Origin of the sequence: Roseovarius sp. MBR-78 (assembly GCF_040547535.1) — a bacterium.
Taxonomy (GTDB): domain Bacteria; phylum Pseudomonadota; class Alphaproteobacteria; order Rhodobacterales; family Rhodobacteraceae; genus Roseovarius.
The window spans coordinates 49,193-61,014 of record NZ_JBEPPX010000005.1 but is presented as its reverse complement, the minus strand read 5'-3'; the positions used below and the strand labels follow the sequence as shown (position 1 = coordinate 61,014).

The 11,822-nt window shown below is 71.1% G+C and carries 12 protein-coding genes; 3 read left to right on the top strand and 9 right to left on the bottom strand.

The annotated features are described in order from the left end of the window. Positions 1–2 precede the first annotated feature (2 nt). The 7 genes from ABIE58_RS05405 to crtA all read right to left on the bottom strand — a co-directional run bounded on the left by ABIE58_RS05405 (position 3) and on the right by crtA (position 6,207). Positions 3–482, bottom strand: coding sequence for a GNAT family N-acetyltransferase (locus ABIE58_RS05405; protein WP_354543668.1), 480 nt, complete (start codon positions 480–482; stop codon positions 3–5). Then, entirely contained in the window at positions 479–1,084 is a 606-nt protein-coding gene (locus tag ABIE58_RS05400) for a VOC family protein (protein WP_354543667.1), read from the bottom strand. The genes ABIE58_RS05405 and ABIE58_RS05400 overlap by 4 nt, the downstream gene beginning before the upstream one ends. Positions 1,085–1,088: 4 nt before the next feature. Continuing rightward, complete coding sequence (locus ABIE58_RS05395) at positions 1,089–1,880, bottom strand: inositol monophosphatase family protein (protein WP_354543666.1); 792 nt, start codon at positions 1,878–1,880, stop codon at positions 1,089–1,091. Positions 1,881–1,953: 73 nt separating this feature from the next. Then, entirely contained in the window at positions 1,954–2,832 is an 879-nt protein-coding gene (gene bchO / locus ABIE58_RS05390) for an alpha/beta fold hydrolase BchO (protein WP_354543665.1), read from the bottom strand. A gap of 2 nt (positions 2,833–2,834) precedes the next feature. Further along, a complete protein-coding gene (locus ABIE58_RS05385; protein WP_354543815.1) occupies positions 2,835–4,499 on the bottom strand; it encodes a magnesium chelatase subunit D in 1,665 nt (554 codons plus the stop codon). 14 nt (positions 4,500–4,513) lie between these two features. Then, entirely contained in the window at positions 4,514–5,518 is a 1,005-nt protein-coding gene (gene bchI / locus ABIE58_RS05380; RefSeq protein ID WP_354543664.1) for a magnesium chelatase ATPase subunit I, read from the bottom strand. Continuing rightward, the gene (crtA, locus tag ABIE58_RS05375) at positions 5,515–6,207 is read right to left on the bottom strand and encodes a spheroidene monooxygenase (protein ID WP_502950067.1); all 693 of its coding nucleotides are present in this window, start codon (positions 6,205–6,207) and stop codon (positions 5,515–5,517) included. Before crtA ends, bchI begins: the two co-directional genes overlap by 4 nt. A gap of 137 nt (positions 6,208–6,344) precedes the next feature. Between crtA and ABIE58_RS05370 the strand changes: the two genes are divergently transcribed. Genes ABIE58_RS05370 through tspO form a run of 3 tightly spaced genes read left to right on the top strand, consistent with a single transcriptional unit; the run spans position 6,345 to position 9,396 of the window. Next, positions 6,345–7,892 carry a phytoene desaturase gene (locus tag ABIE58_RS05370; RefSeq protein ID WP_354543663.1) on the top strand — a complete coding sequence of 516 codons (1,548 nt, stop codon included), beginning with the start codon at positions 6,345–6,347 and terminating at the stop codon, positions 7,890–7,892. Then, on the top strand, positions 7,889–8,938 hold the full coding sequence (gene crtB, locus ABIE58_RS05365) for a 15-cis-phytoene synthase (protein ID WP_354543662.1): 1,050 nt from the start codon (positions 7,889–7,891) through the stop codon (positions 8,936–8,938). Before ABIE58_RS05370 ends, crtB begins: the two co-directional genes overlap by 4 nt. Beyond that, positions 8,935–9,396: a tryptophan-rich sensory protein TspO gene (gene tspO, locus ABIE58_RS05360; RefSeq protein WP_354543661.1), complete on the top strand. Its 462-nt coding sequence runs from the start codon at positions 8,935–8,937 to the stop codon at positions 9,394–9,396. The genes crtB and tspO overlap by 4 nt, the downstream gene beginning before the upstream one ends. Here the strand turns inward: tspO and crtC are convergent. After that, positions 9,374–10,309, bottom strand: coding sequence for a carotenoid 1,2-hydratase (gene crtC, locus ABIE58_RS05355; RefSeq protein WP_502950065.1), 936 nt, complete (start codon positions 10,307–10,309; stop codon positions 9,374–9,376). The genes tspO and crtC overlap by 23 nt on opposite strands. Next, positions 10,267–11,814: a 1-hydroxycarotenoid 3,4-desaturase CrtD gene (gene crtD, locus ABIE58_RS05350; protein ID WP_354543660.1), complete on the bottom strand. Its 1,548-nt coding sequence runs from the start codon at positions 11,812–11,814 to the stop codon at positions 10,267–10,269. Before crtD ends, crtC begins: the two co-directional genes overlap by 43 nt. Positions 11,815–11,822: the final 8 nt, after the last annotated feature.

Here is an 11,822-nt window from a genome sequence, read left to right as displayed (position 1 = left end):
CGTCACGGGTGCTTGAGGAACAGCACCAGATCCATCCAGCGCCCGAACTTTCGGCCCGCCTGCGGCAGATGGCCCACGCGGGCAAAGCCGATCGCCTCGTGAAAGGCAATCGCGGGCCTGTTCTCGCCGCTCACCGCGCCGATGAGCGTGTGGATTTGGCGCGCGCGGGCCACATCCTCGAGCCGCGACATAAGCGCGCGCCCGGTGCCGCGCCCGCGCGCCGCCTCGGCAAGGATCACGGTGTGCTCGGCGGTGTGGGCATAGCCGGGGCCGGGGCGGAACGGGCCGAAAGAGGCAAATCCCGCGATTTGGCCGCCCGTCTCGGCGACGAGGAAGGCATCCCCGCGCGTGTTGAGATCGGCGGCAAGGCTCTCGGCGGTCTTTTCCTCGGTGGTGAAGGTGACGGCGGTGTGACGGATGAGCGGGTTCCAGATCGCGAGGATCGCGGGGATATCGCCCTCGGTCGCGGGGCGCAGGATCATGCCAGCACGCGCAGCCCGTGGGGCGTGGCGATCTCGGCGCAGAGCGCTGCGGCACCCGGCTCGATGGCAACACGCGGATCGTCGAGTGCTGCCAGCGCCGCGCGCAGGGCCGCCGCCTCGGGATGGGCCACGATCAGCCGGTGAAGCCGCGCACCCGACGGCGCAAGGCGCTCTGCGGGATGCGCCTGCCCCAGCCATTCGATCAGCGCCGGAAAGCAATTGTCGAAAGGCAGCACGCCGGTTTCGGGCACCGCCATGCGCCAGCGCAGATCGCCGCGCGCCAGCGCGAGGGCCGCGCCCGCCTCGGGGGCACGTGCGCAGGCCGCATCCAGATCATCGACGCGCGCGATCCAGGTGCGCAGATGCGGCGGCCCGTCGAGCCGGTCGAGATCGAACCAGCGCGATCCTTCGGGGGCGGGGGCCTCCGGGTCGATGGCGATGGCCTCGAGATAGAGCCCGTCGGCCAGCCCCATCAGCCGGTTATGGGTGCCGAAACGCGGATGTGCGCCGCCGGGCTGCATCGGCAGGCCAAGCGCTGCCTCGACATGGGCCGCCGCCTCGGCCAGCGTATTGCCCGCAACGGCCAGATGGTCGATCCGCATGGCGTTACCCCTCGTCGCGGATGACCTTGGCGAGTTTGTCGAAAATCGCCTCGTTCGCGGCGATGATTTCGCCATCCTCAAGGATGTTGCCCTGCGCATCGAGCGGCGCGACCAGCCCGCCCGCCTCGCGCACGATGATGATACCGGCGGCAAGATCCCAGGCGTGGAGCCTGCGCTCCCAGAAACCGTCATAGCGCCCGGCGGCGACATAGGCGAGATCGAGCGCCGCCGCCCCCCAGCGCCGCACGCCTGCGCAGGCGGGCAGCAGGCGCGCCAGATCGCGCAGCGTCTCGGGCAGGTCGGCGCGCCCGCCAAAGGGCAGGCCGGTGGCAAAGACCGCCTCGATCATCTTGGCTCGCCCCGACACGCGCAACCGGCGGTCGTTCATCCAGGCACCTGCGCCCTTTTCGGCAAAGAACGCCTCGTCCTTCACCGGGTCATAGATCACGCCCGCGATCACCTCGCCCTTGTGTTCGAGCGCGATGGACACGGCGAAATGCGGCAGGCCGTGCAGGAAATTGGTGGTGCCGTCCAGCGGATCGACGATCCAGCGGCGGGTGGGGTCCTTGCCCGGCTCCTCGCCGCCCTCTTCGGCCAGCCAGCCATAGCTCGGGCGCGCGCCCATCAGCTCGCCCTTGATGATCTTTTCGGCGGCGATGTCGGCGCGGCTCACGAAATCGCCCGCGCCCTTCATCGAGACCTGAAGGTTCTCGACCTCGCCGAAATCCTTGATCAGGATGCGCCCGGCCTTGCGCGCGGCCTTGAGCATGACGTTGAGATTGGCGCTGCCTTGCATGATCGGGCTCCTTCGGGATCAGGCCGGGGCTATACGCCGGGTGGCGGGCGCGGGCAAGGGGGGCACCGCCGGATCAGCCCTCGGCGACGAAATCGCGGATCAACTCGGCGATCCGCGCGGGGGCCTCTTCATGCGCGAGATGGCCCAGCTCCGGCAGGCGCAGGTGCCGCGCATCGGGCAGACGTGCTGCGGCGCGCGCCGAGACATCGGGCGGCACGGCGCGGTCAGTCTCGCCGGTGATGAGCAGGCAGGGCGCGCCAAGTGCGGGCAGAGCGTCAAGAAGTGCGCGCACGTCCCATTGCGCCATCATCTGCAAGGTGCCGTCGACATGCACGCGGTCGCCGATCAACTGCGCGTAATGGCCGATCGCTGCCTCGTCGAGCCGCGATCCGGTGCCCTCAATGAGCCGCCGGGCGCGGGCCTGACGGTTGCCCCCGGCGGTAAAGGCCAGCGCTGTCAGGGGGTTGAACGCCAGCACCTTGGCCAGAGCCGGGAACAGGACGCCCGCCAGCCCCTTGAACGGGCTGAGCGCGGCGTTGATACCGATGACGCGGGGCGCGCGCGGGGCGGTGGCAGAGGCGGCGGGCAGGTCAAGCGCGAGGCGCAGCGCCAGAGCCGCCCCCGCCGAATGGCCGATGATCGCGCGCGGTTGCCAGCCCTCTGCCGCGATCAGCGCCGCGATATCGCTGGCCATCGGCACAAGGCCACAGCGGCCCCGCGCCCCCATCGCGGTAAAGCCCTGTCCCGGCAGGTCAATCGCGACCACGCGGTGATCGCGCGCCAGATCGGGGATCAGGTCGCGCCAACTATGGGTCGAGGCCCCCGCCCCGTGCAGCAAGAGCAGCAGCGGGCCGCGCCCGGCCTCCTGCACATGCCAGCGATGCGGGGCCAACGCCACGCGGCGCGAAAGATCGCTCAGCGGCCAGCCGGGCAGGTCTCGGGCCCAGTCCATCCTCAGCCCGCGAGATCGTCGCGCGCGGCGCCGATGGCGGCGCTCAGGCGGGTGGCATCGGCACGCGGCAGGGCGAGGTAGCGCGCGCCCATCGCGGCGGCGATCCCGGCGCCTTGCGGGCCGGGGCGGGCGGCGGTGTCGATGAGCAGCGCGGGCAGCCCTCCGGCGCGCAGCCGCGCGGCGACGGTGTGGGCATCCTCCAGCGCCGCTTCGCGCCCCGGCGTGCCGTCGAGCGCGATATTGCCGCGCCCGTCGGTGAGGCAGGCGAGAAACGGGCTTAGCCCTTGCCTGCGCGCCTGCGCCGCCATCTCTCCCGCCGCCAGCAGCCCCGCCGCCAGCGGCGTGCCGCCGCCGCCGGGCAGCGCCGCCAGCCGCCGCTTGGCCTGCACCAGCGCGCGGGTGGGTGGTAGCAGCGTCTCGGCCCCGGTGCCGCGAAACGCCACCAGCGCCACCTGGTCGCGCCGCGCATAGGCCTGTGCGAGCAGCAATTCCACCGCGCCCTTGGCCTCGGCCAGCCGCGCCAGCGCGGCAGAGCCGGAGGCATCGACGGCAAAGATCAGCAGCCGGTCGCGCCGCGTCTCGAACCGCGCGAGGTGGATATCGGCGGGGCGCACGATCACCCTCTCAACGGGCGCGCCCGCCGCTGCGCGGCGCAGGGTTTGCCACGGCGCGGCGGCGCGCAGGGTGGCCACCGGGTCGATGCGCGCGCGCCCGTCGGGGCGGCCCGGCCGGGCGGGCATCGGGCGGCCGCGATGCCGCCCCGCCTGCCGGTCGCCCGCCCCGCCATTGGCGGCAGGCCCGCCGCGCATGGCGGCGGCGCGCGCCGGATCAAGCAGGCCTGCGGGCAGGCGCGCGGCGATGGCGGCAACCAGGATGTCGTCGGGCAGGTCCTGCGCGGCCTCGTCCTCGCCGCCGTCGCGGCTGTCCTCCTCGGGGGGCGGCGGGGGCTCGTCCTCGTTTGGCGGCTCATCGGCCTCGGGCATTTGCGTGGCGCGCGACGGATAGACCAGTTCGGCGGCCTCGCGCAGGTGGTCGGCGGTGGCCTCTGCGGCCCCGTCGAGCGCGGCGAGCGCGCGCGCCGCGCGCAGCGCCATGAGCGGCGCACGCAGGCTGTCGATCCCGAACCGCGCGGCCAGCGTGGTGAGCGTGGCTGCCGCCCCCTCGGGCAGCGTGGTGGCGTGCAGGGCCGCGCGCGCGGCATCAAGATCGGCGGGGGCGGGCAGGGCGATTTCGGCGTCGCGCGCGCGCAGCGCGGTGAGGTCGATGTGAAAGGCCAGCCGCTCGGCCAGCGCGGGCGGCACGGCCTCGTCCGGCTCTGCCCCCTCGTCGAGCGCGATCAGGCTGTGGCCGCGCCCCGCATCGAGCATCTGCCCAAGCCGCGCGGCAAGGCCTGCGCGCGTGCGCTCGGCCATTGGCAGCAGCAGGCGGCAGGGCGTGCCCGCAAGCCCCGCGCTCTGCACCCCCCGCCCGGCGGCGAGCGAGGCAGCCACGTCAAGCCCGCCGAAAAGCACCGCATCGGGCGTGTCGGGATGGATACGCCGCGCCTGCCCCGGCAGGCGCGCCAGCGCCGCCTCGAATGCCGCGCGGGCGGGGCCTGCGCGCGCGCGCAGCACCAGCCCGCCAAGGCCGCCGGGATCGAGCGCCAGAGCGGCGAGCGCCCGGCCCATATCGGTGGCGTTGCTCACCCCAGCACCTCGGCCACGGCGCGCGCGACGCGCGCGCCCGATCCGGCCTCGTCGAGCGGGTCGCGGCGCAGCCGGTGGCTGAGCGCAAGCGGTGCCACGGCGCGCAGATGCGCGGGCGCGATCCGCGCCGCGCCCTCGAAGGCGGCAAGCGCGCGCGCGGCGCGCAGAAGCGTCAACTCGCCGCGCAGCCCGTCGGTGCCCAGCGCGAGGCTGAGCCGCGCGCAGTCGGTCAGGATCGCGTCGGGCGTGTCGGTGCCCGCCAGCGCCGCGCGTGCCGTCAGGATCGCGGCGCGCAGGTGCGCATCCTCGGCCCCCCAATGGGCCATGAAAGCGGCGGTATCGGTCTCGAAAGCGTGGCGGCGGCGGATCACCTCGACGCGTTCCTCGATATCGTCGGGCGAGCGCACCTCGACCGAAAGGCCAAAGCGGTCCAGTAGTTGCGGGCGCAACTCGCCCTCCTCCGGGTTGCCGGAGCCAACGAGCACGAAGCGCGCCGGGTGGCGGATCGACAGGCCCTCGCGCTCGACGATATTGACGCCGCTTTGCGCCACGTCGAGCAGCAGATCGACGATGTGATCCTCCAAGAGGTTGACCTCGTCCACGTAGAGATAGCCGCGATTGGCGCGCGCCAGCAGCCCCGGCTCGAACGCCTTTTCGCCGCGCGTCAGCGCCCGCTCGATATCGAGCGCGCCGGTCACGCGGTCCTCGGTCACGCCCAAGGGCAGGTCGATCACCGGGGTGGGGCGCTCGGTCATCGCGGGGTCGGTGACATTTGCCCAATCGGGGCAGTCCTCGGGGTGCTCGGAATTGACCGGGCAGGCGGCGACCTGCCGGATGGGCGGCAGCAGCGCCGCGAGCGCGCGCACGGCGGTGGATTTGCCGGTGCCCCGGTCGCCGAAGACAAGCACGCCGCCAAGGCCCGGATCGATCGCGGTCAGGATCATGGCGCGTTTCATGTCGGATTGTCCGACGATGGCGGAGAAGGGGAAGGCAGAGGTCATGCGGTTTCTTTCAGGTCTGCTAGGGGGTCTTGGCCGTGCCATGTGCCCCGCGCGCCGGTGACGCGGAAGCGGGCGTAAAGCTCTTCGGCGAACCAGTCGCCATCGCGCACGGCGCGGATGGCGCGGGCATGGGGGCCGTCGGCGCGGGCGAATTGCGCCATCGCGGCGGCGGAGGGCCAGATCGAGAAGGTGACCTGGTGCAAAAGCGGCACCTCGCCGATGCCGATCTTGAAGGCGACATGTGGATCATCGCCGATCACCGCGCTGATATCGGGCACGCGCCGCCAGAATCGCAGCGCGCGGGAGGGGCGGACCGTGGCGCGGGTGAGCGCGGCAAGCGGGCCGCTTTTGGTATCGGCACCTGCGTGGAACGGGGCCGCGCCCGCCCATGTGCCGCGCACTGAGACGGGGCGCAGGAACACCGTCCAGTTTTCAAGCGCGCGGGCGTGGTAGCGGGTAAAGGCGGGGGCGGTGACGGTTTGCGCCTCGGCGGTGGCGCGGTCGGGCCACGTGGCGAGGATCGCGTAAACGGCGGTGTTGGGGCGCGGGGTGAACCCCTCGCCAGTGCCCGAGCCGCAAAGTTTCCAGAAGCCGATGCCGGGGGTGGCGGCCAATGCGCGCCGCGCCAGCCCCATCATCGCAAAGGCCCAGAGCCGATGCGCGGTCGGGCCGAAGCGGAAAAAGCTCAGGCTGACGGTCTGGGTCTGGGGTGTAATGGTCCTGCTCCGTCGATTTGCCTGCGTGCAAGTGTGCCACGGCTTGTGTTGTCATGAAAAGCCGTCAATCGCCGATTGTCAACTTAACTTGACAGGTGTAGGCTGATCTCATGTTGACACGTCTTGATCCCGCGCTGAGCCCCGACACCGCCCATCCCGTCACCCCGCACGCGGCGGTGATCGGGGCGGGGCTTGGCGGGCTTGCCTCGGCCATGCGGCTGGGGGCCAAGGGCTATCGCGTGACGGTGTTCGACCGGTTGGATAGCCCCGGCGGGCGCGGCTCGCACCTGATTCGCGACGGCCACCGGTTTGATCTGGGGCCGACGATTGTCACCGTGCCGCAGGGCTTGCGCGATCTCTGGGCCGCGTGCGGGCGCGATTTCGATGCCGATGTGGACCTGCGCGCGCTCGATCCCTTCTACGAGATTCGCTGGCCCGATGGCAGCCGCTTTGCCGCGCGGGCCAAGCCGGAGGCGATGCGCGCCGAGGTGGCGCGGCTCTCTCCCGGTGATCTGGCGGGCTATGACCGGTTCGTGCGCGATGCCGAGGCGCGGTATCGCTTTGGCTTTGTCGAGTTGGGGCGGCGGCCCATGCACCGGCTGTGGGATCTTATCAAGGTGCTGCCGAAATTCGCCTGGCTGCGGGCCGACCGTTCGGTCGCGGCCCATGCCGCGCGGCGGGTGCGCGATCCGCGGTTGCAAATGGCGCTGTCGTTTCATCCGCTCTTTATCGGCGGCGATCCGTTCCACGTCACCTCGATGTATGCGCTGGTCAGCCACCTGGAAAAGGAATTCGGCGTGCATTACGCCATTGGCGGCGTGGCGGCGATTGCCGAGGCGATGACGCGCGTGATCGCCGGGCAGGGCGGCATCGTGCGCCAAAATGCGGAAGTGGATGAAATCCTTGTGAAAGACGGGCGCGCGCGGGGGCTGCGGCTGGTCTCGGGAGAGGTGGTGCCCGCCGACATCGTGGTGTCCAACGCCGATGCAGGCCATACCTATGACCACCTCATGCGCAACCATCAAAAGCGGCGCTGGACGCCCGCGCGGCTGCGGCGGTCGCGCTGGTCGATGGGGCTTTTCGTGTGGTATTTCGGCACCAAGGGCACGGCGGGGATGTGGCCCGAGGCGGGCCATCACACCATCCTCAACGGGCCGCGCTACAAGGGCCTTGTGCGCGACATTTTCATCAAGGGCAGGCTGGCGGATGACATGAGCCTTTACGTGCATCGCCCCTCGGTGACCGATCCGACGGTCGCGCCCGAGGGCGATGACACGTTCTATGTTCTCAGCCCGGTGCCGCATCTGGGCCATGGCGATCCGGTGGACTGGCAGGCCGAGGCCGAGCCCTATCGCCAAAAGGTGCAGAACGTGCTGGAGGATCAATTGCTTCCAGGCCTTGGCGCGCATCTTGGCCCGTCCGAGATATTCACCCCCGAGACGTTCCGTGACCGGTATCTGAGCCCGCATGGCGCGGGGTTCTCCATCGAGCCGCGCATCCTGCAAAGCGCGTGGTTCCGGCCTCATAACCTGAGCGAGGAGGCGCGCGGGCTATACCTCGTGGGGGCGGGCACGCATCCCGGCGCGGGCGTGCCCGGTGTCATCATGAGCGCCGAGGTGTTGGCGCAGGTGGTGCCCGATCCGGTGGTCGCGCGATGATTGCCGCAGGCGACATGGCGCATTGCGTGGCGGCCATCAAGCATGGCTCGCGGTCGTTTCACGCCGCGTCCCGGCTCTTGCCCCGGCGGCTGCGCGATCCGGCGCTGGCGCTCTATGCGTTTTGCAGGCTGGCCGATGACGCGGTGGATTTGCAGGAGCACAAGGCCGAGGCGGTGCTGCGCCTGCACGAGCGGCTTGACCTCGCCTATCGCGGTCGCCCGCGCAACGCGCCTGCCGACCGCGCCTTTGCCGCCGTGATCGCGGATTTCGACATGCCGCGCGCCCTGCCCGAGGCGCTTCTGGAGGGGCTGGCCTGGGATGCCGAGGGGCGGGTTTATCAGGATTTGCAAGGGCTTAGGGCCTATTCGGCGCGGGTGGCGGCGGCGGTGGGGGCGATGATGTGCGTGCTCATGCGCGAGCGCCGCGCCGAGGTGCTGGCGCGGGCCTGTGATCTGGGTGTGGCGATGCAGCTTACCAATATCGCGCGCGATGTGGCCGAGGATGCCGGCGAGGGGCGGCTTTATCTGCCGCTTGACTGGATGACGGCGGAAGGCATTGATCCCGAAGCGTTTCTGGCCCGCCCTGACAGCTCTCCCGAGCTGCGCAGGCTGGTTGCGCGGCTGTTGCGCGAGGCCGATGGTCTCTATACCCGCGCCGAGGCGGGGATCGCGGCGCTGCCGGTCGATTGCCGCCCCGGTATCTATGCCGCGCGGCTCATCTATGCCGGGATCGGCGGCGCGGTGCGGCGTGGCGGCTGCGATCCTTTCGCCGGGCGGGCGCGCACCACGGGGGGGCAGAAACTGGGCTGGCTGGGGCTGGCGGGGCTGCGGGCGGGGGCGAGCATGGTCATGCCCGGCCCGGCGCTGCTATATGCCAAACCATTGCCAGAGAATGATTTTCTGGTCGAGGCGGCGGCTACCGAAGGGCGGGCGACGCGCGATTGGTCGGATACGTTGCACGCGACGCTTGCCAATCTCAAGCACCGCGATGCCGAGCGTCTGGCCGCATTGCAGCGCCGCGCCGATCCGGCTATGTCACGCGCATGATATATGTGATTTTCGCCATTTTCCTCGCCGCCTGTTTCGCCGCCGGATCGACCGGCGGGCTGTTTCCGCCCGGAGACTGGTATGCGCGGCTGAAAAAGCCGTGGTGGACGCCGCCCAACTGGCTGTTTCCTGCGGCGTGGACAATACTTTACCTCTGCATGGCCACCGCCGGGGCGCGCGTGGCGATGAGCCCCGACAACGCGCTGGCAATGGCGCTCTGGGCGTTGCAGATCGCGCTGAACGGGCTGTGGACGCCGGTATTTTTCGGGCTGCGGCGGATGGGCTTGGGCCTTGTGGTGCTGGGCGCGCTGTGGCTGTCGGTGGCAGCGACGCTGGTGGCGCTGTGGCAGGTCGACACGATCGCGGGGCTTTTGTTCGTGCCCTATCTTGTCTGGGTATCGGTGGCGGGCGCGCTGAACCTGTCGGTTCTGCGGCTCAACCCGGACGTGGCGCGCTAGGCTCGTCGAACCGCCAGCGCGCCCGGCGCGGCACCCGCATTGCCAGCATCGGCTTGAGCATCGCCGCGCGAAAGCGGTCGAGGTCGAGCGCCTCGTGGACGCCCACGATATCCTCTCCGTCGATCCGGGTTTGCACCGCCGCGCGGCAATAGAACGGCGCGTCGAGCATCGGCAGCACCTGCCGGGGGATGTGGCCCGGATCGGCGCGGGTTTCGCGTGCCAGCGCCCAGAGGCTGCGGCGGAGCCGCGCCTTGGGGGGCGGGGTGATCTCCTGCGCGCTGCCACCAGCGTCAAAGCGTAGCCCGAGGGCGAGGCTACTGCCATCGCGGCGGGTGGCGTCGTAGAAACAGGTGGCCCCGGCGGCGGTTGGAAAGCGGCCCCATGTCCAGCGGCTGAAATCGGCCTCGAGCGCGCGGGTGCCGAAATTGGCGTCGAAATAGCCGTGGCCGGACCAGTGCCAACCCGGCGCCTCGAGCGCGACGGTGATATCGCAGACCGGGGCGAAGGGCCGCCAGACATGCGCCCCGTCGGGGCTGAGCGCGACCTCGACCCCGGTGATGGCCGCAGGCGTGACGGTGACGCGCCCGCGCACGCGCGACACCATTGGCGGCGCGCCGATCTCGTCGATCTCGACGATGAGCTGGCCATCCTGCCAGCGCATCGAGGAGGGGCCGACAGTGAGGCAATCGGCGCTCTGGCGCAGGGCGCTGCTGCCCCGGTCGGTCATGGTAAAGCGCCCGCCGGGGCCGTAGGTGGCGACGTTGATGCAAACGTGGTTCGCAGGGTCGCGGCGGCCCGACCACGCATACCACGGCGAGAACACCGAGCCGATGAAGCCGATGACCGAGATGGCGCGGGTGCCGTCCTCGCTCAGCCCGTCGAGATACCACCAGGCATAGCCGTCGGGCGGCACGGCGATGTCGAAATTCGGTCGCTCAAGATCGCCTCTGCCGCGTGCCGTGCGGAGAGCGCCGCCATCGGCACCCCCGCCCCCGGATGCGCCCCCCCGCCCGCGAGGTAGAGGCCCGTCACGCCCGTGCGTGCCGTCGGGCGCTGAAAGGCCGCCATCGTGCCATGCGGGCTCTGCCCGTAGAGCGCACCGAGCGAGGCCGGGAAGAGGCGGGCGAACCCCTGCGGCGTGGTCAGGCTTTGCGTCGTCGGTGCGGGGGTGAAGCGCAGGCCGAAGCGGGCCAGTGTCGCGAAGATCCGAGTCGGGCATGGGGACTCCTTGGTCGGGGCTGTGTCCGCCGGGAGGGGCGGGGCGTTGGCGATGATCTCGAAGCGCTCGGGCGCGGGCGGGGCGGTGCCCATCCCGCGATCCATCGCGCAGACATAGAGCGTGGGATCGGGGGCCGTTTCGCCGCGCGCGAGGGCGGCGAATTCGGGGGCCGGGTCGGCGCGGAAAAAGACGTTGTGATGGGCGAGGTCGGGGCCGTTGGCGCGGGCCGCGAAGGCCCAAACCTCGGCCGAGAGGCTGCGCGGCGCGGTGCGCGTGGCGGGCGCAACCTGCGCGCAATCGGGGCCGAGCGCGCCGGTGGCGAGCGCGCGGGGATCACCGTTGAACACCACGTTTGTGCAAGGCAGGTGGCGGCCATCTTCAAGCGTGACGCCGGTGACCGCGCCGTCGGAAATGTCGATGCGCGCGACATGGGTGCCGGTCTCGATCACGGCACCTTGGCGGCGGGCAAGATCGGCGAGGGCTGCCGCGAACATGTGCATTCCGCCCGCGACCGCCCAGACCCCGGCAGACTCGGCGCGCCAGATGAGCGACAGCAGCGCCGGCACGCCCGCAGGCATCCCGCCAACATAGGTGGCGTAGCGTCCGAAGAGTTGCGCGAGGCGCGGATCGTCGAAGCTGTGCCGCAGCAGGGCTGCGAGGCTTTGATGCGGGGCCATGTGGCGCAAGAGGCCGGGATGGGCCATGACGTGGCGCGCGAGGTCGAGGGGCCGGGGCACGGCGGCCTGCATCATCGGCGCGTCGAACCCGTCAAAGAGCGCGCGGGTGCGGGCATCGAAGGCGCGGAACTGTGCCGCCGCGCGGGGGCCTGCGAAATCGGCGATGGCCTCGGCGCTGCGATCCGCGTCATCGTAGAGGTCGAGGCGGCTGCCATCGGGCCAGAAATGCCGCGCCAGCAGCGGTTGGCGGATAAGGGTCAGGTGGTCGTCGAGCCGCTCGCCACATATCTCGAACAGCGCGTCAAAGACGTGGCGCATGGTCAGAACCGTCGGCCCCGCCGCGACCGGCCCCGCATCCGAGGGCAGCGCGCGCATCTTGCCGCCCAAATGGGCGTGGCGCTCGATCACGGTGACGGCCAGCCCGGCATGGGCCAGCCGCGCCGCCGTGGCCAGCCCGCCCACGCCCGCGCCCACGATCACGGTGTGATCGGCGCGGGGCGGGGGGGAGGCGGCGAATGTCATGGGAGGAT

What these genes read in the sequence shown, in the direction of transcription:
- ABIE58_RS05405 (WP_354543668.1), bottom strand. Translation starts at nt 482, where the DNA reads ATGATCCTGCGCCCCGCGACCGAGGGCGATATCCCCGCGATCCTCGCG.
- ABIE58_RS05400 (WP_354543667.1), bottom strand. Translation starts at nt 1,084, where the DNA reads ATGCGGATCGACCATCTGGCCGTTGCGGGCAATACGCTGGCCGAGGCG.
- ABIE58_RS05395 (WP_354543666.1), bottom strand. Translation starts at nt 1,880, where the DNA reads ATGCAAGGCAGCGCCAATCTCAACGTCATGCTCAAGGCCGCGCGCAAG.
- bchO (WP_354543665.1), bottom strand. Translation starts at nt 2,832, where the DNA reads ATGGACTGGGCCCGAGACCTGCCCGGCTGGCCGCTGAGCGATCTTTCG.
- ABIE58_RS05385 (WP_354543815.1), bottom strand. Translation starts at nt 4,499, where the DNA reads ATGGGCCGGGCGCTCGCCGCTCTGGCGCTCGATCCCGGCGGCCTTGGC.
- bchI (WP_354543664.1), bottom strand. Translation starts at nt 5,518, where the DNA reads ATGACCTCTGCCTTCCCCTTCTCCGCCATCGTCGGACAATCCGACATG.
- ABIE58_RS05370 (WP_354543663.1), top strand. Translation starts at nt 6,345, where the DNA reads ATGTTGACACGTCTTGATCCCGCGCTGAGCCCCGACACCGCCCATCCC.
- crtB (WP_354543662.1), top strand. Translation starts at nt 7,889, where the DNA reads ATGATTGCCGCAGGCGACATGGCGCATTGCGTGGCGGCCATCAAGCAT.
- tspO (WP_354543661.1), top strand. Translation starts at nt 8,935, where the DNA reads ATGATATATGTGATTTTCGCCATTTTCCTCGCCGCCTGTTTCGCCGCC.
- crtD (WP_354543660.1), bottom strand. Translation starts at nt 11,814, where the DNA reads ATGACATTCGCCGCCTCCCCCCCGCCCCGCGCCGATCACACCGTGATC.